20 protein-coding genes are annotated in these 24,199 nt (G+C 44.0%); 10 read left to right on the forward strand and 10 right to left on the reverse strand.

All coding sequences use genetic code 11. The features are described from left to right. Positions 1-70: 70 nt before the first annotated feature. Positions 71-847, reverse strand: coding sequence for a hypothetical protein (locus tag NIT79A3_RS12720; protein WP_013966589.1), 777 nt, complete (start codon positions 845-847; stop codon positions 71-73). Positions 848-986: 139 nt separating this feature from the next. Further along, positions 987-1,721, reverse strand: a complete 735-nt coding sequence (locus tag NIT79A3_RS12725) for a hypothetical protein (protein ID WP_013966590.1) — start codon at positions 1,719-1,721, stop codon at positions 987-989. A 491-nt stretch (positions 1,722-2,212) separates the two neighbouring features. Between NIT79A3_RS12725 and NIT79A3_RS12730 the strand changes: the two genes are divergently transcribed. Next, on the forward strand, positions 2,213-3,766 hold the full coding sequence (locus tag NIT79A3_RS12730; protein ID WP_013966591.1) for a fused MFS/spermidine synthase: 1,554 nt from the start codon (positions 2,213-2,215) through the stop codon (positions 3,764-3,766). Between the two features lie 17 nt (positions 3,767-3,783). Here NIT79A3_RS12730 and recN read toward each other — a convergent pair whose 3' ends face one another. Both recN and NIT79A3_RS12740 read right to left on the reverse strand, forming a co-directional pair. Further along, positions 3,784-5,460, reverse strand: a complete 1,677-nt coding sequence (recN, locus tag NIT79A3_RS12735) for a DNA repair protein RecN (RefSeq protein ID WP_013966592.1) — start codon at positions 5,458-5,460, stop codon at positions 3,784-3,786. A 22-nt stretch (positions 5,461-5,482) separates the two neighbouring features. After that, complete coding sequence (locus NIT79A3_RS12740; RefSeq protein WP_013966593.1) at positions 5,483-6,355, reverse strand: NAD kinase; 873 nt, start codon at positions 6,353-6,355, stop codon at positions 5,483-5,485. Between the two features lie 300 nt (positions 6,356-6,655). Between NIT79A3_RS12740 and hrcA the strand changes: the two genes are divergently transcribed. Beyond that, the gene (gene hrcA / locus NIT79A3_RS12745; protein WP_013966594.1) at positions 6,656-7,675 is read left to right on the forward strand and encodes a heat-inducible transcriptional repressor HrcA; all 1,020 of its coding nucleotides are present in this window, start codon (positions 6,656-6,658) and stop codon (positions 7,673-7,675) included. A gap of 98 nt (positions 7,676-7,773) precedes the next feature. Continuing rightward, a complete protein-coding gene (hemH, locus tag NIT79A3_RS12750) occupies positions 7,774-8,859 on the forward strand; it encodes a ferrochelatase (protein WP_013966595.1) in 1,086 nt (361 codons plus the stop codon). Positions 8,860-8,906: 47 nt separating this feature from the next. Here hemH and smbP read toward each other — a convergent pair whose 3' ends face one another. Next, on the reverse strand, positions 8,907-9,251 hold the full coding sequence (gene smbP, locus NIT79A3_RS12755; protein ID WP_013966596.1) for a small metal-binding protein SmbP: 345 nt from the start codon (positions 9,249-9,251) through the stop codon (positions 8,907-8,909). 390 nt (positions 9,252-9,641) lie between these two features. Here smbP and NIT79A3_RS12760 point away from each other — a divergent pair, with 390 nt between their 5' ends. From NIT79A3_RS12760 to NIT79A3_RS12775, 4 genes are all read left to right on the forward strand, one after another. Further along, positions 9,642-9,956: a hypothetical protein gene (locus NIT79A3_RS12760; protein ID WP_013966597.1), complete on the forward strand. Its 315-nt coding sequence runs from the start codon at positions 9,642-9,644 to the stop codon at positions 9,954-9,956. 80 nt (positions 9,957-10,036) lie between these two features. Beyond that, on the forward strand, positions 10,037-10,330 hold the full coding sequence (locus NIT79A3_RS12765) for a PepSY domain-containing protein (RefSeq protein WP_013966598.1): 294 nt from the start codon (positions 10,037-10,039) through the stop codon (positions 10,328-10,330). Positions 10,331-10,366: 36 nt separating this feature from the next. Then, positions 10,367-11,053 carry a response regulator transcription factor gene (locus NIT79A3_RS12770; RefSeq protein ID WP_013966599.1) on the forward strand — a complete coding sequence of 229 codons (687 nt, stop codon included), beginning with the start codon at positions 10,367-10,369 and terminating at the stop codon, positions 11,051-11,053. Next, positions 11,050-12,384 carry an ATP-binding protein gene (locus NIT79A3_RS12775; RefSeq protein ID WP_013966600.1) on the forward strand — a complete coding sequence of 445 codons (1,335 nt, stop codon included), beginning with the start codon at positions 11,050-11,052 and terminating at the stop codon, positions 12,382-12,384. Before NIT79A3_RS12770 ends, NIT79A3_RS12775 begins: the two co-directional genes overlap by 4 nt. Positions 12,385-12,402: 18 nt before the next feature. Here NIT79A3_RS12775 and NIT79A3_RS12780 read toward each other — a convergent pair whose 3' ends face one another. The 5 genes from NIT79A3_RS12780 to NIT79A3_RS12800 all read right to left on the reverse strand — a co-directional run bounded on the left by NIT79A3_RS12780 (position 12,403) and on the right by NIT79A3_RS12800 (position 20,173). Then, positions 12,403-12,675: a TMEM165/GDT1 family protein gene (locus NIT79A3_RS12780; protein WP_013966601.1), complete on the reverse strand. Its 273-nt coding sequence runs from the start codon at positions 12,673-12,675 to the stop codon at positions 12,403-12,405. A 251-nt stretch (positions 12,676-12,926) separates the two neighbouring features. Next, positions 12,927-15,710: an EAL domain-containing protein gene (locus NIT79A3_RS17945; RefSeq protein ID WP_013966602.1), complete on the reverse strand. Its 2,784-nt coding sequence runs from the start codon at positions 15,708-15,710 to the stop codon at positions 12,927-12,929. Between the two features lie 245 nt (positions 15,711-15,955). Continuing rightward, a complete protein-coding gene (locus NIT79A3_RS12790) occupies positions 15,956-18,781 on the reverse strand; it encodes a hypothetical protein (protein ID WP_013966603.1) in 2,826 nt (941 codons plus the stop codon). Further along, entirely contained in the window at positions 18,774-19,712 is a 939-nt protein-coding gene (locus NIT79A3_RS12795; protein ID WP_013966604.1) for an SIR2 family protein, read from the reverse strand. The genes NIT79A3_RS12790 and NIT79A3_RS12795 overlap by 8 nt, the downstream gene beginning before the upstream one ends. Further along, on the reverse strand, positions 19,709-20,173 hold the full coding sequence (locus NIT79A3_RS12800) for a type I restriction-modification system subunit M N-terminal domain-containing protein (RefSeq protein WP_013966605.1): 465 nt from the start codon (positions 20,171-20,173) through the stop codon (positions 19,709-19,711). The genes NIT79A3_RS12795 and NIT79A3_RS12800 overlap by 4 nt, the downstream gene beginning before the upstream one ends. Before the next feature lie 551 nt (positions 20,174-20,724). Here NIT79A3_RS12800 and NIT79A3_RS12805 point away from each other — a divergent pair. From NIT79A3_RS12805 to NIT79A3_RS12815, 3 genes are all read left to right on the forward strand, one after another. Next, positions 20,725-21,948: an integrase arm-type DNA-binding domain-containing protein gene (locus NIT79A3_RS12805; protein WP_013966606.1), complete on the forward strand. Its 1,224-nt coding sequence runs from the start codon at positions 20,725-20,727 to the stop codon at positions 21,946-21,948. Between the two features lie 617 nt (positions 21,949-22,565). Beyond that, a complete protein-coding gene (locus tag NIT79A3_RS12810) occupies positions 22,566-22,823 on the forward strand; it encodes a hypothetical protein (RefSeq protein ID WP_013966607.1) in 258 nt (85 codons plus the stop codon). A gap of 339 nt (positions 22,824-23,162) precedes the next feature. Beyond that, entirely contained in the window at positions 23,163-24,107 is a 945-nt protein-coding gene (locus tag NIT79A3_RS12815; RefSeq protein ID WP_013966608.1) for a hypothetical protein, read from the forward strand. Positions 24,108-24,199 lie beyond the last annotated feature (92 nt).

A 24,199-nucleotide genomic window follows, 5' to 3' on the forward strand; every position in this document is an offset into this window, starting at 1 on the left:
GCCGGACACGAATGCCAGACTGACTCATTCGTGTCCGCCGTCTATGCCAATGTTAATGACAATATCTAAATTACTGAGGCCATATTTGATTACCATCAATGTTAATCCGCAAGTCACGATTTAACTGATTAGCTGATGGTTTAACCACGACATCAACCCCTGCGCCGCACGATGCCGGTAAGGGAGTGATACTGCGCGTGACTTTCAATGTAGCAGGTGAATCGAAACCATGAAGTCCTGTGCCATCATAAATCGAACCGACTGCAGGTGTCCACATTTGAACCGTTTCATCACTAAACCCTGCCGCATTAGTAATTTGGCAAATATCAACAATCCCAAGAACAAATGTCACGCTTTTTGCGCAAGAAGCTTCGTTGATAATAACACCTGCAGTTGTGAATGGAACTACCGCTCTAAAACCACCCGTCAAACCACTACCACCGCCAGTCCAAAAGCCAAGCTTATTACCCAAAGAATCCTTTATATATCCTTCATAGGCAAAGATACTTCGATCTTGAACTTTGGTGACAGGATTGCCCCAATTGGTTACAAAATCAGTCAGAGATCCGGTGTGCGGCGCGCCATCGACCGTTATGATCGAATCCTTACCGTCTGGAAATACTGCAACTGTTCCAATCGTATTGGCATCCACTGCACCCGTCGCTGGATTTTCACAGCCATGCGCAATCACCACGGCATTATAGTCACTGCCGTGCATTGCCGAATTCTCTTGTATTTCTGGTGTTTTTAAACGAGTGTGCGCAAACGCGAACTGCGATGCACCAGCCAATCCGACTGCTGTCATCAAAATTAAAGCACGCATTTTAAATTTTGTAGACTTCAACATTTATAAGGCTCCTTTATCTATTTTATTTTTTATTTACTACTGTCATTCACTATTTGCTTTTTTATAAGAACCCTCGCTTTAAAAAGCAGGAGGGAAAAGCGAGGGTTTCATAAAACCAAACTGTACTCAACACTTACCGTTACTTTGGCCAAACTTGACTGCCGTCAATTTTGATCGGCATATCACGGTTTATTTGAGCGGCGGAAGGTTTCACTTCAACTGCCAAGCCCGTACCACAGGATGCGGGCAGAGTGCTGGTGCGTGTAATTATCAATGATGCCGGACCATCATCTGTCGCACTCACCCGGTCATAAGGTGTACCGAGACCAGTGTGAGTCCATAAATTAACCGTTTCGTCGCTAAAACCGGAGGCAGGGGTAATTTGACAAATATCTGCAATGGATATATAGAATTTCACACTTTTTGCGCAGGATGTAGGCTCAATGATCACGGCACTGGTTCTGAATGGAATAAAACCAAGCAGTTGGTGCGGCAACGGAGAGCCGCCGCCTGCCCAGAAACCAACAACATTTCCATTGGTATCTGTTTTCTCATCTTCATAGCTAAAGACAGCGCGGTTTAATATTTTCTGATTTGCATTGCCCCAGTTTTGAACAAAATCAGTCAAAGCACCAGTATGCGCCGCGCCATCAACGGTGATCGTGGAATCCACGCCGTCAGGAAATACTACGCTGGTTCCTATTACCGAATTCTCTCCACAACCATGCCCGATAACGACATTATTAGCCGTCCGGGTATTTTCATTAATTGTTGCTGTTTCAAGCCGAGTATGCGCTTGTACATTCAGCCCTACACTTGTTGTCATTACAGCCATTATTGAAACTGCAAAAATCTTTTTACTGTATTTATTCATTTCTTCTATCCCTAACCTACTAATCAATTTTATAATTCTATGTACAATCTTTTTGGTACCAGCCAATCTAGACTCCCAAAAACCATGCACAACCGGATGTTTTATGCTAAAAACGATTTAATAATTGATGCATAACCAAACCACACTTGGACTTTCCATCAAAGATTTTGGATTTTTGTGCTAACAACTCTTTCATCAATCCATTGAACCATGTAGAAAACAGAAAACCGTTCAGCTATCACATTTCATATTACGAGTGATTGTCTTGCTTTATATGGAAAACATCAATGCGGCAAATTGTCGCACCCTGTCGATCAAATAGTGCAATCCCACGCCACGATTAAATCTCAGTCGTCTCAAATAGACCTGTCGGGATGCGGCAATTTGTCGCATTCCATAATTAAGGATTTAACTTTAGAATTCTCACGCTTTGTTAATTGACGCGGCACTCCTGGCTTTTTTGCACATGCCTTCCTTTTATAGTAAATAGAATGAATCCTTCTGTTTCAACACAAGTATTAAACCGGGCTTGGCTTTACTGCACTGTCTTTTTGACCGGCGCCGCGGTTATGGTGATAGAGCTGTTAGGAACACGGCTGATCGCGCCATTTTATGGCGCCAGTCTTTACGTCTGGACATCGGTCATTTCGGTTACATTAATTGCGCTGGCACTCGGTTACTACATTGGCGGCCGCTGGGCTGATAGAGCCAAAAATACAGGTCTAGCATTAATCATTGCGCTCTCCGGATTACTGACACTGCTAATACCTTGGTTAACGGGCCCTATTTTGCTCGCCACTGACTCTCTTGGCTTACGCATGGGCGTTTTTGTCAGCACGCTCGTATTATTCTCACCCAGCCTGATCATGTTGGGAATGATTGGACCTTTTGCGGTTAAACTGGCTACCTCCAGCCTGGAAGGTGTTGGTGCCAGCGCCGGTTCTATTTATGCTGTCAGTACTATAGGCAGTGTTATTGGGACTTTATTTCTAGGCTTTTATTTGTTTCCACAGGTCGGTACACGTGAAATCTTTCTGGGCTTGGGTATTGCTTTGTTCCTGCTCGCTTTGGGCGTAGCCTATTTTGAACGCAAACACTTGAGTTTGATAATTACGCTGCCACCCGTCGCGGTACTAACCGCTATTGGGATTATTTTATTACCACGTATAGCTGATTTAGCTAATAACCCCCAAAATGCAGACACTCACAAGGTTCAGTTTGAACAGGAAAGCCTGTACGGCTGGGTTCGCGTAATCGACAAACCGGCAGAAAATTTTCGCTTATTGACGGTGGATGCTTCAACCATTGGTGCAGCCAGTCTCAGTCACGGAGAGAATGTTCTGACTTATCAGCGAATAGTCAATTTATTGCCCGCCTTGGCACCCAACATTAAACGTGCGCTTCTAGTTGGCCAAGGTGCCGGTCATATGGCCATGACTTTGAAAGAACACGGCATAGTGACTGATACACTGGAAATTGATCCGGCGGTTGCTGAAGCAGCAAGCAGATATTTCGGTTTTACACCAACCGGTCAAACGATTATCGGCGATGCACGCTATGAAATTCGTCAGCTTAGCGGCCCCTATGATTTAATCATCCTGGATGTGTTTACAGGCGGCTCGGAACCAACGCACTTACTGACCGTTGAAGCGCTAGCCCAATTACATGGCTTACTGACAAACCAAGGGATACTTGCGCTTAATTTCGTTTCATTTCTGGACAACGGGAAAAATGCAGCACTGGTTTCCGTGGCGAAAACACTGGCCCGAGTCTTTCCACATCAACAAGTATTTATTTCCGATCCGGATACCGATTTCAATGATTTTATTTTTCTTGCCACAAATCACGCAATCAATCTAAACGATGCATCATTCCCCGATACGCATCGCACTTGGTTACAACAGCGGCTCGTGAATATTGATCACTCTCAGGGTGTGACACTAACCGACAATCTCAGTTCGCTTGAACACTTACAGATCCGCAAATCCGAGCATTATCGGCGAATGATCGTTGATTTATTTGGGACCAGTCACTTTATCCGCTAACGGAAGCGTTGCACAAACTAGTCATTTAGGCCACTTTGCAGCATCTCTGCCGCATGCTGACGTGTAGTCTCGGTAATATTGACACCGCCTAGCATACGGGCGATTTCTTCCACACGCTCCTGCTTGTCTAAGATATTTATTTGACTAACAATCTGCTGACTCTCTGTTTTATCCGCTGATTTAACGACTTGCCATTGTTGATCACCCGTTGCAGCGACTTGCGGCAAATGTGTAATACACAATACTTGGCGTTCTTTTCCCAGTTTCTTTAATAAATTACCGACAATCTCAGCAACTTGTCCGCCAATCCCGACATCGACTTCATCAAAAATGAGCGTCGGTACCACACCGACTTTGCTGGTAATAACTTGTATCGCCAGACTGATGCGTGACAATTCACCGCCCGAGGCTACCTTGGCCAGAGGCCGCAGCGGTAACCCCTTATGTGCTGCAACCTGAAACTCGATTTGCTCCAATCCATTCGCGTTACCGTGTTCGATTGGTATCAACGCAACAGAGAATTCTCCCCCAACCATTGCAATCATCTGCATCGCTGCACTCACCTGCCGGGAAAATGCTTCACTGGCTTTTTGACGTGCAGCGCTTAATTGTTTAGCCTGTTTGTAATATTCACCCTGCGCAGCAACCTCACGTGTTTGTAAATGACTAATATCTGAATTCGAACCCAACATTTCCAGTTGATGCATGACCATCCCGAGCAATTGCGGCAGTTCTTCCGGCGTCACACGAAATTTTCTTGCCGTTGTATGAATCGTCGACAGCCGTTGTTCAATCTCCTGTAACACCTGGGGATCCAAATCCAGGCGCTGGCGATAATGTCTCAGTTCGTAAATGCTTTCCTGCAACTGGATTTGTGCCGAATCCAGCAAATCGGTGATTGGTTTGAGCTGACTGTCGTATTCGAGCAAATTTTGCAGTTGCCCATTCACGGTATTGATCTGTGCCAGTACCGCATTTTCACCTTCGGATAATACATCCACCCCCATTTCGGCTGCCGTCAGTAACGCAGCCACATGCGATAACCGGCTATGGTCGGCCTGCAATGCCTGCCATTCCTCAAGCGAAAAGTTTAGCGCTGATAACTCTTGCAGTTGCCATTCAAGCTGTTCGCGCTTGTCGCGCGATTCCGCCGCATGTCGTTCCATTGCAATTCTTTGTTGATAGCAATCTTGCCAGTTTTGATAAGCCGTCTTGACCGCGCGCGCCAAATCGCCGCAACCGGAAAAGGCGTCCAGTAATTCGCGTTGCGCGTCTTTTAGCAGCAAGGATTGGTGTGCATGTTGACTGTGAATAGCTAGCAAATACTCCCCTGCACTGCGCAATTGCTGCAAGGTAACCGCATGTCCATTGATATAGCCGCGCGAGCGGCCATTGGCTTCAATAATACGGCGCATCAGACAACTATCCGGATCACCCTGCAAGTCATTTTCATCCAGCCAATGCAATACCCCCGGCAAGCGGCAGATATCAAATGTCACATTGATTTCTGCACGCTCACAACCAAGCCGTATTTGACTGGCATCGCCGCGCTCTCCCAGCGCAAGCATCAGCGCATCAATCAGAATGGATTTACCCGCCCCCGTTTCTCCGGTCAGCACTGTGAAACCGGGCATAAAATCCAGCTCAATCCGGTTTACAATGACAAAATCTTTGATACTCAGGTGTTTTAGCATAATTGCGCATTCTGCGGAGTCATCAGGGAAATTCACTCCAACCCAGTTTTTCTCTTAGCATGCGGTAATAACTGTGGTTCACTGAATGTAACAATCGCACTGTTTTAGGAAAGCGCCGCACAATAATGTTATCCGTCTGTTCCAGATCGTAACAAGAATGGCTGTCACAATTAATGCGCACATTGGCCGCACTGTGCATCTGGATTTCAACACTGGCATCCGGCCCGATGACAATAGGGCGGTTGCTGAGCGTATGCGGACAAACCGGTACCAGCGCAATCAGATCCAGACTGGGATGCAGGATGGGACCGCCGGATGATAATGCATAGGCTGTTGAACCAGTCGGTGTGGTTACAATCAATCCATCAGAGCGTAGCGTATTCACATACTCGTTATTGACTCTCACTTCAAACTCAATCATGCCACTGCTCATTCCGCGATACAACACCACGTCATTGAGCGCCAAGCTGCCAAAAACACTGACACCGTCACGAATGATTTCAGCAAATAGTAGCATTCGACGTTCCGTGGTGTATTTTCCTGCCAGCATTTCATCGAGTGTTTCAAACATGGTATCCACGGATAAATCAGTGAGAAAACCGAGTCTCCCCTGATTGATACCGATTAACGGCACATCATATGAAACCAGCATGCGTGCGATATTTAACATCGTTCCATCGCCACCCACAACAACAGCGAGATCGGCCTGTCCACCAATCTCTTCCAGAGACAATACTGGATATTTGTCACTGCAAATATGCGATGCTGTGAGATGATCAAGCAAAATCTTATAATTCTTCCCCGTCAGATACTCGGCGAGATTGAGAAGCGGTATCGCAATTTCTGGATTCTTATGTTTACCGATCAACGCAATAGTTGTAAATGGGGAATTCATTACTTGAGTTATTTAGCTAATATTGATTGTGATTAGGGTACAAAATTAAGTCTAAACGCCAGAATTACCGTTAAAACAAAACAGGCTGGTCCACATGTCAGCTGAACAGAGTTGTAAAATAGCTTTTCGCACATATTTAGCCTGAATAATTAAATTACCTAAGAAATACCTAAACTCACGCTGAAACTCAAATCCATAACGCATATGTTGGTATCGGGAAAGTTTAGCATAGATGAGATGAGACAAAATTACTGCTTACATCCAAACAATGAAACCTGTTGATTCGTGTAGAATTACACCATGTTAAATGAACGTGCCCAAATATTATTAAAAACACTGGTAGAACGATATATCCACGAAGGTCAACCTGTAGGTTCCCGCGCTCTTTCAAAGTTCTCCGGATTAGATTTAAGTCCAGCAACCATCCGTAATGTCATGGCTGATCTTGAAGAAATGGGGTTGGTGACCAGTCCGCATACTTCGGCCGGAAGGATTCCAACAGCACAAGGTTATCGTCTTTTTGTCGACACATTACTGGTGGTCAAAACACTGGATAAGATTGAGCTGAATCACCTGGAGAATCAATTACACCCTGATAATCCTTCGCGCGTGATCAATGTCGCCTCGCAACTGCTATCCGAACTGACCCGTTTTGCCGGCGTTGTCGTAACGCCCAAACGAAAAGGCGCCGTATTCCGCTATATCGAGTTTATGGCTTTATCAGAAAAGCGCATCTTGCTAATCATCGTAACGCCTGAAGGGGATGTGCAAAATCGCATTATCTTTACCAATACACCCTACAGCCAGTCGGATCTGATCGAAGCAGGCAATTTTATTAATCAACACTATGCAGGTTGTACTCTGGATGAAATTCGCGGGCGTCTAGATAACGAACTCAAACAATTGCGCGGTGAAATGATCAGCCTGATGAGCGCAGCCATTGAAGCGGGCGGTGATGCCGTCAATGAAAGCAGTGAAACCGTGGTCCTGGCTGGTGAGCGCAATCTGCTTCAGGTCGAAGATTTGTCGGATAATCTGATTAGCCTTAAAAAATTATTTGAATTGTTCGAACGCAAAACCAAGCTATTACAGTTACTCGAGTTAAGCCGGCAAGCCCATGGCGTAAAGATTTTTATTGGCGGCGAATCCGATGTGGCTTCGCTGGAAGAATTCAGCGTGGTCACGGCACCGTATGAAATAGAAGGAGAAATAGTTGGTACAGTCGGTGTCATCGGCCCTCGACGCATGGCTTATGAACGTATTATTCCGATTGTAGAAATTACCGCAAAACTTCTTTCCAGCAGCTTATCGCAGCATTAATCTAAGCGGTTTTAGCGATGCGCTTGCCGCTAACAGTATTGTAACAACCGTTGCCACACAGAATTCTATTATCTTAAACAGACCAAACTCTTATTTCTATGACTTCCAAATCCATCTATCAACACGGATCACCGAATCGAACCGGGGTATTACTCATTAATTTGGGTACGCCTGATGCACCTACTGCCCAGGCACTGCGTCCTTATCTTAAAGAATTTCTGAGCAATCCTCGGGTGATTGAAGTACCCAGATTGATCTGGTGGCCCATCCTGCACGGTTTTATTTTACCTTTCAGACCTAAAGCTTCGGCTGAAAAATATGCCAAAATCTGGATGCCGGAAGGATCACCGCTCAAGGTTCATACCGAACGGCAAACAAAATTATTACGGGAAACATTACAAATGCGGTTGCAGAACCCGCCCATTGTTGAATACTCAATGAATATTGGCAAACCCTCTGTTGCGACAGTTATGGCAAAAATGCAGGAACAGGGTTGCGAGCGCATTCTCGTCATTCCACTCTTTCCTCAATATGCTGCCAGCAGTACTGCTGCTGCGATGGATAATGTTTTTTCGGTATTAAACCGGATGCGCAATTTACCCTCCATTCGTACCGTTAAGCAATATCATGATCATCCAGGCTATATCGCAGCACTGGCACAGAATGTTCAGGATTACTGGGGCATACATGGCCGTCCTGACAAGCTGATTATTAGCTTTCACGGCACGCCACGAGCAAGCCTGGATAAAGGCGATCCCTATCACTGTGCCTGCCAAAAAACAGGGCGATTACTGGCTGAAGCATTGGCTTTAGAATCAAACCAATATTCCGTTTGCTTTCAATCGCGCTTTGGCAAAGCCAAATGGCTGACACCATATACCGCGGCAACCCTGGAGCAAATGGGCAAGGAACAAACACAACGTGTCGATGTGATATGCCCTGGTTTTGTATCCGATTGCCTGGAAACTTTGGAAGAAATTGCCATAGAAGCGAAAAATATTTTTATACAGGCAGGCGGCAAGGAATTTCATTACATTCCCTGTCTCAATGAACGTAGCGACTGGATCCAGGCGTTGGCCGATATTACCTGCACGCACCTACAAGGATGGCTGGATATAACAGTTACCGAGAAAGCAGCGCAATTATCCAGAAAATTGGCATTAGAAATGGGTGCGAAAGACTAGAGACTTTGTCCCTCGGCAATGCCGAGGGACTTATTGATCCTGAATAATCAATGACCGGATTGGCGCATATGTTTCATGGCTTCTTCAGTGTGCTTTGCAGATTCAGGTCCATGCCCCATATCAGCATGCTTAATCGCTTCTTCTAAATGCTTGATCGCTTCATCCATATGCTGATGGGATGCTGCATGGTCATCTCTTGATGCCTTAGCATGCGCCAAGCTGTCTTTAGCATGCTGGAGCGCGTCTTTGGCATGCCCCATTTCTCCATGTGCTTGGGCCTTACCTGCATGTTCCATTGCTTCCGAGGTATGCCCTGCATCAGATGCCCAAACCTGGGTGCTCATGAAAAAGACCAATGTTCCCGCTGCAATCGTTGTTGATATAGCTCGCATGACAATTACTCCTTTCTTTAACAACACATTAATAACATGAATACTTCTGGGCAAATCCCAGCAGCCGGACTGCAACTTCGAGGAAAAACCTGCGATCCACTCCTCTGAGGCTAATCAGTTCAGACTATTCTCAGTATATACCCAAACTTTATTTTTTCGTACAAATGTCCAAAATGGTTGATGTACATCAATTGTTGTTTTGATCATCATCAATCTTCCTGCATTACAAAATTTTAAAAAATCTGTTCTCTCAATTTTTTTCGCGATCTTTTGCAATATCTCGGCATCTTTTTTAGAGGCGCCCTTTATTCAGTTTCCATTCATATCCGCCTGTGTAAATTAACACCAACAAGAATGAATCTAAGCCGATTAACTAAAAGGAGACATAAAATGAAAACCAAAAAAACAATGTTGCCCAGCCTTTTAATCATTATGCTATTAGCATTTACGTTAGCAGCGCCCACATTAGCACAAGCGAGCAGAGGTCATCATGGTCACGGTCATCGTCACGGCCATCACCACCAAAAAAATCACAACCATTTGAATGGATACAATTATATTTATAGTCAACCTCGTGGCTATAACCGGCCATACTACCCGCAACCACGGTATAACTATTACTATCCAGCACCGGTTTATGGCGCTCCTCCTCATGGAATGATGGGCATTGATACCGGAAATGCAAGCTTTATGTTACGCTTCTGAAACGAAAAAATGGTAATAGGCACGGTTGCAGTACCTATTATCGTTCGGCTTCTACCCTCAGTACGCAGGACTGTTGAGTTATGAATAGATGGCAGGAAATTTTAGTGATTGTGATGTTAATGGCTGGCCCAATCACTCAAGCAATGGCCGGGTGGCAAAGCAGTGCCTCAAACTATTATCGCACTAGCAGCAACCCGCTCACTGGCATCACCGAGCAAAAAGCGATTGCGATTGCACAACAGCATTTCAAAGGCCGTGTGCTCGCAATCAATCATGATGACAATATTTATCGAATTAAAATACTCAGCAGTCAAGGCACAGTGCACACTATCCTGATCAACGCAACGGATGGATCGGTAATATCCATCCACTAATTCAGACCTTTTTCTCTTTCTTTCAAAAATAATGAAATGCGCATCCTAGTCATCGAAGATGAAATCAAATTACAAAACCAGATTCGCCAGCAACTGGAATCCATGGGTTATATGGTTGACACCTGCAGTGACGGCGAGGAAGGATTATTTTTTGCCACGGAATACCCTTTGGATGCCGCCATAATTGATATCGGATTGCCCGGCAAATCCGGATTGGAAATTATCAAGGCACTACGTGAGCAAGGCAGTCTGTTGCCCATTCTGATCCTAACCGCCAGAAGCGGCTGGCAAGATAAAGTTCAAGGTCTGGAAATGGGGGCTGATGATTACCTCACCAAGCCGTTTCAAATGGAGGAACTGCAAGCCAGAGTCAAAGCGCTGCTGCGCCGTGCAACCGGCATACCGCAAGCATTATTAAAATGCGGTCCCATTACACTGGATGTTACAGCCCAGTCGGTCACTGTCAACGGAGAAACCATCGAACTGACATCATTTGAATACCGCCTGCTGGAAGAATTGGTGCGCCACCATGGTGAGATTCTCTCCAAACACACACTGGCCGACTATCTTTATCCGCACGATGAAGACCGTGACAGCAATGTTCTCGAAGTCATGGTCGGGCGTTTGCGCCGCAAACTGGATCCGAAGGGCACTCTGAATCCGATAGAAACCATGCGTGGACGGGGATATCGCTTTACCCTGGAGTGCAACAAATCTTCATGATGTCCTTAAATCAGCGCATTTTGCTCAGCGCAACCCTGGTTTTACTGATTTTCATCGTTGGAATTGCGTTGGCGTTGGATCGCGCCTTTTATGACAGCGCCCGTTTAGGCGTTCAAGACCGTCTGCTGACAAAGCTGCTCATGCTAATGGGCGATGCGGAAGTCGAAGATTCTGGCGCATTGGATATTCCAACCAATCTGCTCGACGCAGAATTTGCCCATCTGAACTCAGGCGCTTATGCATTCGTCATTGACCACACCAATAGCATTGCCTGGCAATCCACTTCCTCACTCAACAAACCAATACCGGAAGTGCCTTTGCTTGAAAAAGGAAAAAACGAATTCGCGCAAATCATAATCGACGGCGAACCACATTTTATATACAGCTACGGCGTCGCATGGGCAACGCAATCGGGCAGTTATCCGCTGACTTTCAATGTCATCATTGACACTGTGCTATTTGAAGCACAAATAGAACGTTATCGCGAAGACCTGTGGGGATGGCTCAGTGTCATGGCTGTATTGCTTCTGGTTACGCAAATGCTGGTATTACGCTGGGGGTTACAACCGATGCGTAAGGTTTCCACCGAGCTTGCCGCGATCGAATCCGGCCAGCAGGAAAGCCTGAAAGGTGTTTATCCCAGCGAATTAAAGCTGTTAACCGACAGTATCAACTCTTTGATCAACCACGAACACAAACAGCAGAAACGCTACCGTAATGGTTTGGCCGATTTAGCGCACAGCCTCAAAACACCGCTGGCAGTGCTCCAGGGTGCGATCCATGGCGAAGAAGACGAGCAAAACCGGCGCAAAACGATTCAAGAACAAATTGACCGCATGGATAACATCATCCAGTATCAGTTGCGCCGCGCCGCAACCGCCGGCAGCTCTCCGGGCATGGGGTTAATCACCTTGCGGCCAATGGTCGACAGAATTGTGACTACCGTTGCAAAGGCTTATCGCAACAAGCATCTGGAAATAACCATCGAAATTGATGAAGCTATCAGTCTGCGTATCGACGAAGGCGATCTAATGGAATTGCTCGGCAATCTGGTCGACAACGCCTTTAAATGGTGCCGCCACAACATCCATTTATCCTCCGAATATCAGGAAAACCAAGTGGTTATCCAGGTCAAAGATGATGGTTCAGGCATACAGCCGCATGAAATCGCCAGAATTCTGGAACGCGGTGTGCGCGCCGACCAATCTACGCCCGGTCACGGCATTGGCTTGGCCATTGTGCGCGACATCATTCAGGTTTACGGCGGGGAACTGGCGATTGAAAATAATCCAACCGGCGGTCTCTGCGTTACCTTACGCTTAAAGAAATGAGCAATCAGTAATTCCTTCTCAGGCTTTTATCAGCGTCCATGCGCCGATAAGGATAAATCCCGCACCCGCAATATAATGCAGGTGTTTTTCGCTGATGTAATCGGAAATGACGCTGCCCGCCAGAACACCAATGGCGGAAGCCGCTATCAATGCCAATGATGCACCAAGAAATATCGTTAACTTGCTGACTTCCTTGTCGGCGGCAAACAGCATTGTTGCCAATTGCGTTTTATCTCCTAGTTCCGCGATAAACACAGTGGCGAAAACCGTCAATAATATTTTGTAATCCATACGTTAGGAAACCTATAAAATAACTCGATCTTTGCGAAACGATACACAACTGTTATTGCGCAACGCCAGCGTCATAATTTTAAAGTGTCTCTGAATAACCCACTTTTGTCATTCCGAACATAATGAGGAATCTTTGAGAATCAACAACATAGATTTCTCTCCATGCTCGAAATGACAATTACCCGGAGACTCACTATTAATACAATTAATACAGCACTTCGGGTAGATCCTAAATCAGGTAGTTTATTTTTCTAATTCTGCTGATCAACGAGCAATTTCTCAAACGCTTCCATTGAAATGGCCTCAGAATAATAAAAACCTTGCGCATAGTCACAGCCAAATTGAATCAGCAGATCTTGCTGTTCCATCGTTTCAACACCTTCAGCGATCGTATTAATGTCCAATTTATGCGCCATGACAATAATAGCCTCAACCAGAGCACGATCCGTTTCATTGTTAATCAAATTGCTAATAAAAGAACGATCAATCTTAAGATAATCAATGTCAAATTTCTTGAGATAGGAAAGCGAGGAAAAACCAGTGCCAAAGTCATCGATAGAAACTTCTATTCCTGCATTACGGTATTCCAGCAATCGATCCTTTACATTACTCGCATCTTTTAACAATAACCCTTCGGTAATTTCCACATTAATACTATTTCCAGGTAATCCTAACTGAGCAAGACTTGCAGACCAGGAATGATTACTGAAATACTTAAACTGAATCGGGGATACATTGACACTCACTTGGATAAGATAACCAAATGCGTTGTGCCACCGTTTAATATCAAAACAAACTTGCTGAAACACCCATTCGCCAATTTCCTGAATTAAACCGCTTTCCTCTGCAAGCGGAATAAAGATTGACGGCTCAATCATGCCGCGTTCCGGATGTTTCCAGCGTAATAACGCTTCCGCCTTGATAATACGTTTACAAAATAAATCCAGAATCGGCTGATAGTAAACTTGTAATTCATTATTCCCCAATGCATTCCTGAGGTGATGTGTCAGTATCATTTTTTCAAAGGCTTCGTATTGCATGGAGCGTGTGAAGTAGCAAAAACGGCCGCGTCCCTCCAGTTTTGCCTTATACATTGCCTGATCCGCGTGTTTCATTAAGCTTTCTATATCAACGCCATCCTGCGGATAAAGAACGATACCGATACTGGTTGAAATGTACTGCTCGACCTGATTCTGATCAAGAATAAATGGTTGATTGAGCACATTAATAATATTCTGCGCGATCATCTCAATGCGTGATCTGTTAACATCAGGCAAAATTACCGCAAATTCATCCCCGCCCAGACGTGCCACGGTATCGGTTTCACGCACACATTTTGTAATGCGCAGGGAAACTTCCTTGAGTAGCTTATCCCCGATAGCATGACCAAGCGTATCATTGATATCCTTGAAATGATCCAAGTCGAGAAACAGCAATGACAACAAAGAACCGTTGCGGCGTGACTTTCTGATTTCCTTATTCAATTGATACTTGAATAAATTTCGATTGGGTAAACGAGTCAGCTCATCGTAATTCGCTTGCGCCAAGTACAGTTCATCCAGCTTTTTCTTCTCGGTAATATCAGAAAATTGCGCGACATAACAATAAATGCGTTCATCGGATTGGCGAATAACACTGATGTTCAGCCATTTTGCTTGAATGCTGCCATTTTTGTGCATATCCCAAATCTCGCCCTGCCAATGATCTTCGTTAAGCAGCTTTTGCCACATTTTCTGATAAAAAGCTTTCTTGTGGCGTCCCGATTGGAAAATACGCGGATCCTTGCCGATCACGTCTGCCAATTCATATCCCGTGATACGGGTAAAGGCTGGATTAACTGCCATTATCAAGTTACTCTCATCGGTAACCATGATCGCTTCATTACCAAATTGATAGATTGCCGCTGCCAAACGCATGGAATCGTTTGCCTGCTTTTGTTCCGTTATATCTTGATAGATACCGAGCACACCGATCACTTCCTGGTGCGTATTACGCAACGGTATTCTCGAAGTTTGCAGCCAAATGGTTTTTCCATCGGGAGTATTCAATGACTCTTCATAATAAAGTTTGGGGATACCTGAATCGATCACCTGCCGGTCATCATTACGATAATGATCCGCTTGCTCCTTGGTCCAGCTTAAATCGTAGTCAACTTTGCCGATAATTTCCCGAGGGGATTCCACACCGGCATCTTTAGCGAAGTTCGGATTACAACCCAGATAATGCAAATCCTTATCTTTCCAGAAAATCCCCGCCGGCACTGTGTCAACAATAGTTTTGAGCAAGTTACGTGATTCGGACAGTGCGACTTCCTTTTCCCGGCTTTCCGTTATGTCACTTCGATAACCGATCACCTCTATGGAATTGCCATTCATTCCCGGAATCATATAGAGCTCATCCCTGATCCATTTCCAGCCGCCGTCCCGGTGTTTAAACCGGTACTCATGCAGCTGCATACCGGAGAAATACAACAGCGGGAAATTGGCAAACACTCTATCGCGATCTTCAGAATGTAAATGATCGGCCCAGAAGTTCGGTGTAGTAAGAAATTCCTCCACGGTATAACCAAGAATCTTGGTCAGATTCGTACTGATGAATTTCGCTGAATAGGGAGAAAAGACATCGCAGGTATAAACAATTACCGGAGAGAATAAAAATAAATAATCCTCCCGGCTATTGCGTGCATCTTGGGTCGTTTCCGGTTGCTTGTGCTGCATACTTTCGATCAGAAAGATGCGAATAATCGGACTACCCGTCCCATCGCTCTGATGTTTGTATTGCAACTGCACCTGAAAAGCGGTGCTATCGTAACGTTGCAATAGCAGTTGTAAGTTTCCTTGCTCGTTGTGGCCACTTGCACACAAACTCCAGCGATCCTGATCTTCACGCGCCACGAAAACGGAAAAATCTCTCTGCAGTAGATTGTCACGTTCCATTCCCAAAAGCTGGGAAGCGGCCGGGTTTATTTCCAAAATCCGGCCGTTTTGCGTAAGAGTAAGATAGCCAATTGTAGAAGAGCTATTCGCTTCGATCATTTTATCTGTCTATATGCGGTTATGTAACGTCGATCTAAATAGTAATAAGTAGGGTTTTGGCCCGCTAGCGTAACATACAGGGACATCTACTGTTTTGCCAAGCTTTCACCCGATGATTTTACGAAAGTAGAAATTACAACCATGCGTCAGGATTCACTGGCTGTGATCTGTCCAATACCAGCAATTTCGATCAATCTTAGGCTCGCTTCATTTTTCTGATATACAGCACAATCCAGCAAAGATACTCAGCCAGTTTGCCCCGGCTCTGTGATTTCTCGTAACCACTTATGCGGACGTTCATTACCAGCTTCAATATATTTGCTAACGATTTCTTTTGCTCGGCGTTGCCCATCTGGCCCTGCATTTACCAAATTAGTAAGCGCAGCTCGTATCGCTTCTTCAGGAAAATCCATGCTAGTACCTTCAAGCAATCTAAGCCATATCGTGTAAGCCTCGGATGGCTGTTTTTTGCTAATCTTGGCGATGCTTTCAAGTACATCAGGAGTGTTAAATTCCTCCCCCGCAAATGGGACAATTGCCAGCAGTAAACTTCTATTTCCTTCATTCACCTCATCAATAAAGACTGACCAATCACAAAGCCTTGATGCCAGCTTTCTGCCTTCCCGATTGCTCATATCAATAGCTTTCAAGAGGCACGGCCATAATTCAAAAACCTTGGCATGAAGATTTTCATCTTTTCGTTGTGTCCAGATGAACCAAATTAATTGGCTAAGTTCTTCATGCTTTCCACGAACAAGTAATTGATGAATCATGCTTGATTCATCTTCTAATTTCTCATAGTCATTGATATAAGCGATTACAATATTCTGAATGATCTTTTCATTTACTCTATCTCTGAGATTTTCATCATCCAAAGCGCGAATAAGATGCTCTTTTTCCTTTAAATATTTATAGATTTTTTCATACACTGTATGGACATAAGCATAACCATTCATGGCACACAACCACTTCTGATAATTATGCTGATCAAAGATATTATCGAGATTTTCCAATAGCCATTCATTCGACATATATAGAAAATTAGGAAAGTAGTTGGCAACAAGGGTTGCAAACTCATATTCACCCTTTTCTGCTCGTGCCAACTCTTTACTATAAATAGGCTCAAAGTGAGTCCATATCGCTGCATGGTTTCCACTTTGCTTATTTGCCAAGCGGCAAGATCGAAGAGTTAAATTAATAAGCGCCTCAATACAGTGTCCACGAGGACTATTGATTGCCACGCTCACTGGATCGTCTTCTAACTTGAATTCTTCGCCTTTCTGCTTTTCCAGAAGTATCAGAATCACTTTCTCCGCTTGTTTTAGAAACTTCTCGCTGAAAGCATGCTCATCGGATTTAGTACCTGTCTCGATCAATGTTCCGATGCTACCGACAATCCAATGCCTGTTTGCAACAAATGAACTCCTTTCCTCCGCATTTTCTGAAGCCCAGAATCGGGCTTGTTTGATAACACTCTGGCAAAAATCTAGCAGAGAACTCCAAATCTCATCCCAAGGCAATTGAATCTTTTCAGACCATAATTCACGGTATGCTTCAATTAATTCATAAATGAAGGACAAGTCACTTTTGGAAAATTTGTGCAACTGATTATGAAAGCGTAGTGGCTCTGCTTTCACAGTTTGACGCAACGCCTTTGCAAAACCTTCTAAGCTAGGTTCATTAAATTTTATGGATGGCTTATAAGTCTTTCGATAAGCCTCAAGCTGTTTTACTAGTTCATCAGTACTAAATGAAAGTAGCTCTTCTTCGCTGAAAGGTGATTTGTGATCCACCCTTCCGCTAGTCATGTAGCTCGAAAAATCAGGGTGCTCCGGTTCTCCGCCAACAATGTTTATGCAGTGCCGATAAAGCTGAGCAACATTGCCATCATAGTCTTTGATAGCGGATAGCCATGTCGATTGACTGTAAGCAGTCCAACTTTCCTGCTTCTGTCCGGTTTCATCTGTTTCAGTGAGATTTTCGATTATTTTCAATACCTGGCGTTTTTGTTTAGGTTTCAACTCGTTATAGTGATTCTTCAATAGATGCCACAATTCATGGCGAAAATTGCTAGCAAAATACTGGACCGTGATGACCCGATCTACATAGGCATTTAGCTCTTTGAATTGCTGATCAATTACATATAAAGCAATTCGTCTAATTGTTTCGAAGCGATTGTTAAGAAGTTCCTCTACATATTCACGAGATTTTGCTCGGGAAGTTTCAATGTATGCCAACACTGAATCTCGAAATGCTTCAAGAATAATATCTTTAGTATCATTGGCACTGTGATTTTGTTCATGCTTCTCAATGGCCGGACGCCAAACTGATGACCATTTGTCGTTATCTAAATTAACCAAAATAAGTTCAAGCTGATCTTGGAATATGTGAGTTGCTTTTAACCCAAGCACTCTGCCCGCTTTGTTCACAACTCTTTCCGAGATCCTTTTTGCTTCCCATGAACCGGAACGAAGTACCATTTCTTTCCGATCTCCCGATACGCCCTTAATCTCAGGAAATTCCGGCTTATAAATTATGGTAAGAAGTTTGCCTGCCAATTCCTTACAATGTTTATCATCACTTTCAAGTAATGATACAAGCCATTTCTCACCTATCTCTTCAGCTACGAGACCCCGATCAAATGGATCACTTAACCAGTAATCGAATAGCTCAATATCATTTTCTTGAATCAGTGCAGGCAGAATATTTTGTATGATCTTTGAGAACTGCCACCAAGTTCGAAAATTACTAAACTTGTGCTCAATGGCATAATTTGTTACAGATCGGATAAGCTCCATGAATTTTTCTGCGTATACTTTGTTTTCTTTGGAACATAACTCAGGGCTTGTGGTAACTAAATAGTCTAGTGCGGGCCAGATAGGAACACTCATATATCCTTCCTCCTTAGCTGCTACAGGCGGTGGATTCTGATCAGAATTGAAATAACCGCGCTTTTCCAAAGAATCAAACCATTTCAGACCTTTGGCTTTTCGAAAAAAAAACGGACGTAGCTCTTCTTTATCGTCGATTCTTATTAACAAATCAAGCTCATCTGCAGTGAGCTTAGTCATTACCAAGCACCTCATTAATTCGATCGATATCGACGACAAGAGTGGGTTTTCTTATTTGTATCCGTAAAACCCAGTCTCTAAAAATGGATTCTTGTTGAGCGTAATTTTTATGATCTCGTATAAATCCAATTAAATGGACACCAAATGATTTTTCATAATAGTGATGTAAATTTTTATAAAGTGGCTCTTGACTTCTAAAATAGCCTTGCAATGCAAATCTACGCCGATCACTAGTTGGTAATGCAGTACCTCTTCTCAGTATGTGCTCCAGAATCTCAACTTCTTCAAGGCCATATCCTATAAATAGCACAGTCTTCTTTGTGAATAATTCACGAAGAATATGTTTTACATTCTCATCGTCATAGTGTTCAAGATATTGCTTTGTGGTGACTATCATAGTCTCTTGCTCACTGATAGCGCCGTGTAAATGAATTACATTACCTGGAGCATCAAGGTACTTCGCATGAAATTCATTTTTGTTAGTAATGCGCTTTCCACTCTCCGGTTTTACTGATTTTGAATGATCGTCTTTATTTACATGAAACTTTGGATCCAGATAGGTATCGTAATTTGTTGTGACACAAGTACATCCGATATCATTAATCGGTTGGTAAATATTCTTGTTTTCATCCTTCGTGGAGAAATATTCTCTTAAATTGAGATCAAATTTATGCTCTTCAGCTATCAATTTTGCAATTGATAGTTGTTTTTTTGGGTCTAAATTTTTTAGGTGCTCTAACTCAGAGAAATTCAATAAACCTTTTTGTTGAAGGGTATTCAAAGCTTTACTAGCCAATCCTGCCCAAGATGGCAACCCCAGCAGCATAGATACACCTGCTCCTACAAAGAGAATTAAGTCTCCATCAAGACCAGCTTGAATAATTTCTTCAGGCAGATCTGGAATCTCTCGCAAATCTGGGGCCTTACTCATTGCGACAGTCTCTTTTTTAAAACAAATAAGTCTAACTTGGTGTCGCGGTCGTGCATCGGAATAGCGTCGATCATGTTGGTGACTTTATCCAGCAGCGCTGGCGTCGGGATGATGAACACCGCGTCTTTCTTGAAACGGGTGTACGCGCTGCCCGCGCGGCCATTGAGCGATTTGATGAACGGAAACACCTGATCCTTGAACACCGTGAACTTACGCTCGGGGTCGAAATCCTTGAAGCGCGACCAGCGCAGATCGCTTTGCTGCGGTTCAAAAATCGGATTGTCGAGGGTCTCGCCGAGCAGGTTGGCCTGCTTTTCCTTCGCCGTATGCAGCTCGTCCAACCGCTTGGCGAACAACAGATAGGTGATTTGCTCGATCACCGACAGCGGGTTGGACACGCCGCCTGACCAGAAGGTGTTCCAGATTTGGTCGACTTGATTTTTGATGACACCGGTTATCATAGAATTACAACGCCAGTCGCATTATTCTGCATAAAAGACCGCAGCGTACACCAACTGATGCGGGAAAGGAATGAACCTGGGATGCAATAGAAAAACTCGAAAATCAGTTAACGCCTTATCGCGAGGAATACCGATCAGAACGATTCAGTCAATGTTGGGGTTTTGCAAAAACTGGTTTAACTAATCGCCGCATCAACAAATTGCCCTCACATCAATCTTGTATTTGCATGTTAAAATCCCATATTATAAGCAAGGTGCAAGTTGTCATCAGACTGTGCATGCGCCTCAAATAATTTAAGTATCTGGCTTTAGGCTGTTGGTTGTTTGTGACGAATAACAACGGAGAGAAAATCTGATGCTGCTGATGGTGCCAGAAGAAACCCCGAACCGACATCCTCACTCATCCGCACAAATCCAGAAACCCCTTTCTGTAATTCAATAAACAAGAGATTCTAAAAAATAGTTGTCCGTAGCAATCCAAAACAATCCTTGCCGAGCCGGTAATTTTTGGGCATAGTTTTGGGCATAGGAATCTATGGAGACCCGAACCGATGCCTAAAAAAATATTGAATCTTACTGATTTGCAAATCAGGACTGCAAAGCCGGGAGAAACCAAGTATGACGGCAAAGGTTTAGAACTGATTGTAGATGCTAATGGCAATAGGCGCTGGATTCTACGTTACAGGCGATCTGATGGGCGGCGTAATATGGTTGGCCTTGGATCATACCCTGATGTGTCCGCAAGTGCAGCACGCATAGAAGCCGAAGAAATCCGTCAAAAGCTAAGACAGGAAATCGATCCTGTTGAGTATAAGAAATCAGAAAAACTAAAACAGAAAACCGCAATTCGTGGCGCATTCAAAGTAATAGCTGAAGAGTGGTATACACATAAAGCAAAAGGATGGGCAAAAGAAACGGCACGCAAAGCACGGGAAATACTAGACGATTCCCTATTCCCCAAACTGGCAAAGAAACCTATTGCAGAAATTTCTTCCGCTGATATTAAACCGGTGCTATTGGAGATTCATGAACGTGCCCCACGGCTGGCCGTGAAAGCGCGGCAATATTGCAATCAGATCATTGGGTATGCAATACAAGCAGGATTGCGGGAGGATGGCCGGGAGCTATCTCTAAAGGGCGCGCTTCCCGATTCCACAAAAGGACACTATGCCGCTATTACAAAATCCAATGACCTGCCAGAACTACTCAAGGCAATCAAAGGTATTGATTCAATTTATTCAAAGGTAGCATTACTGGTATGTTTATACACTGCTTCCCGCCCTGGTGTTGTGGCCGGTATGCGATGGAATGAATTGGATTTAGAAAACAAGGAATGGCACATTCCAGCCAGCCGCATGAAATCAAGTAATGACCACATTACACCCCTGCCGGATCAACTAATACCGATGCTGAAGGAATTACAAGGCTTAACCGGTGAATCCCCTTTTGTATTCCCCGGCTTCCGTGATCCGATCAACCGGCATATACACCGTGACAGCTTGAGCAAGGTACTTAGAGAGAATGGGTTACGCAATGTAACCGTTACGCATGGCTTCCGCGCCACATTTAGAACTGTTGCAAGGGAAAGGCTGCGTATCGCTCCTGATATATTGGAAGCTCAGTTAGCGCATGCGAAGAAAGGGGAGGTTCAATCAGCCTACGACAGGACACAATTTCTTACTGAACGTCACCATCTTGTGCAGCAATGGACTGACTATATCGAAGCATTGGGGAACAATGAAATTGTTGTCCCATTATTCAGGAAAGCAAATTGAATCTTTCATTATGATTTTTCTAGTTATAGTCCATCCCCTATTTTTTGAGTAGGGCAAGTAGGGCGAGTAGGGCAGAAGCATCAAAACCCTTTTGAATACTTGATCACAGCCGCCCTACTTCTCTGGAATCATCATTAAAAGCAGTAGGGCGCGCCCTACTTTTAGGGATAATCCGGGAGTTTTTGTTTCATTATTCGCCCTACTTTTTGCAATTCCGGTATCAATTCAAAGCGAAAATGCAGCGCGGAATTGTCCTGTTGCCGCCCTACCAGCACGGGTAAAAATGGGCAATATTTTGTTATGCAATTGCATAAATAATTATTTATTGCGCCATTTGGTATGAAAAATAATTATGTGAATTGCTCATTATAATGGACAAAACGCCACCGAAACACCGATGAAACCCGCATGAATATTGGATGTCCCACTTTCCACTAAAATTGAAATTCAATTGCCAATAACGAGCATTATGTTAAATAGACATATTTAACTTTTTACCACTTTTTGATATAGTTACGTTAATTATTGTAATCAATTCCCCACTTTTCATTAAAGTTGCTTTATCGTTTATTCCTTGCTATCATGAGTTTTATTCTCACGCGCACGCGAAGGAAGCCATGACACCGGAAGAATTCAGAAAAGGCCTGGTTAAGTTGGATTGGAAACAATCAGATTTTGCAATGGAAGCTGGCATTACGCCGGTGAGTGTCAGTAATTGGTTAACAGGTGTCGCACCTTTGCCAGTATGGGCACAGCGACACCTTCAGCTATTGTTAACCCTCCATGATTTAGCCGCCACCCTATTGGAACCGCCCACAAAGAAAGCCAGAATAGCGCGCCGTGAAGCTGCTTCACCTGTGGATAAGAGTTCTTGAATATTGCGGTTTTTATTGGTTTGGTTTCTCAGTAAGGAACCTAATATAGCCATAATAGCCAGTGTTTACTTGATTCTTTGATTGATTAATTTATAAAGTACCGTCAAAAGTACCGTCACTTTTACTTCCTGCCCTGCTTTTTCTCAACGATTGCCTAATATTTAAGCAGTCAAAATCACGGTTTCTGATTCCTTAGATTTCAAAAAATTTGTGAGTTGAAAAACTGAGTTTTCCGTATAGAATAATTTGATCATCCCATAGCTCGACGGAGCGAAAGCGGAAACCTTCATCCGCCCTGGGATGATTCTTATCTGAAGGGTACGCTTTGAAGGAGGTGTGATGAATGCTCCGCTGTTATGGAATACATTGAATGAAGCTGCTGATTGGCTTAGCAATGAGACTGGCAGTAAGTGGAATCATAAAAGAGTGATTGATTTCTCTATTCAGCAATACCAGGATAGAAACAAGGAAAAGAAAGATAATCATCTTTATAGCTTCAAAGATGGAAGACGCATTCGTAAAGCTGGAACCCTCTTCTATACGAAAGAGAATTTGTCTATTACGCTTCTTCCACCAAGCCCAACTTACCTAAGCGTTAAATTTTCAGAACCTGAAGCGATAGGATTGTATAGATATCGGGCAGATATAAAAGACCCGATGCCAGGGAGCTATACACCTATTCTAGGCGGCTTGGTGCGGGTGTTTAACAGCAAGATCGATTTTGCCAACTTATACCCAAAACACTTAAATGATATTTATCTTTATGGCAAAACCGCAATCAGTCAGCCCCGCATTGAGTTTATGCCTAAGCTTGGGTGGGAATATGCGCTGTTTGATCCGATTAAATCCTTAACGCCTGAAGAAGTTGAAAGTATCGAGAAATATTCACGAGCTTGTCACGGGTATTTGCCACATGATGCCATCGCAGAGCTTGGCGGATCGCGTCATGCAACCATTGATATGGTGGGAATTACCAAGGAAAATCTTGAAAAATTATTACTCGATTACAAAGAGACGATTAATTCCGCTGAAGAAATAGAAATGGCTTCGATAGATTTTGCCACTAATGAAATGAAAGTTCTTGAGCTGGCCAGGCGGGAATTTTGGGAATGTCACGATCCCGTCAGGCCGCCAAAGAAAGTTGCAGTAGTTGAATGGCTTAAGGAGCGAGGTATATCGCAACGAATGGCTGAAGCAATGGATACGATTATCCGCCCACCTGCTGCAAGAATTGGTGGCAACAAGCCCCGCACCCCTGGAAGCAAGTCATCAGGCCATTCTTGAAAGTACTTCCAAAGGGTCGCACCCATACGGCGCTACCCTTTCAGTCTTCCACCCTTTTAATTATTAACGTTTAATTCCTATCCAATCCCTTC

The sequence above is a fragment of the Nitrosomonas sp. Is79A3 genome (assembly GCF_000219585.1).
In the GTDB taxonomy this organism is placed as follows: domain Bacteria; phylum Pseudomonadota; class Gammaproteobacteria; order Burkholderiales; family Nitrosomonadaceae; genus Nitrosomonas.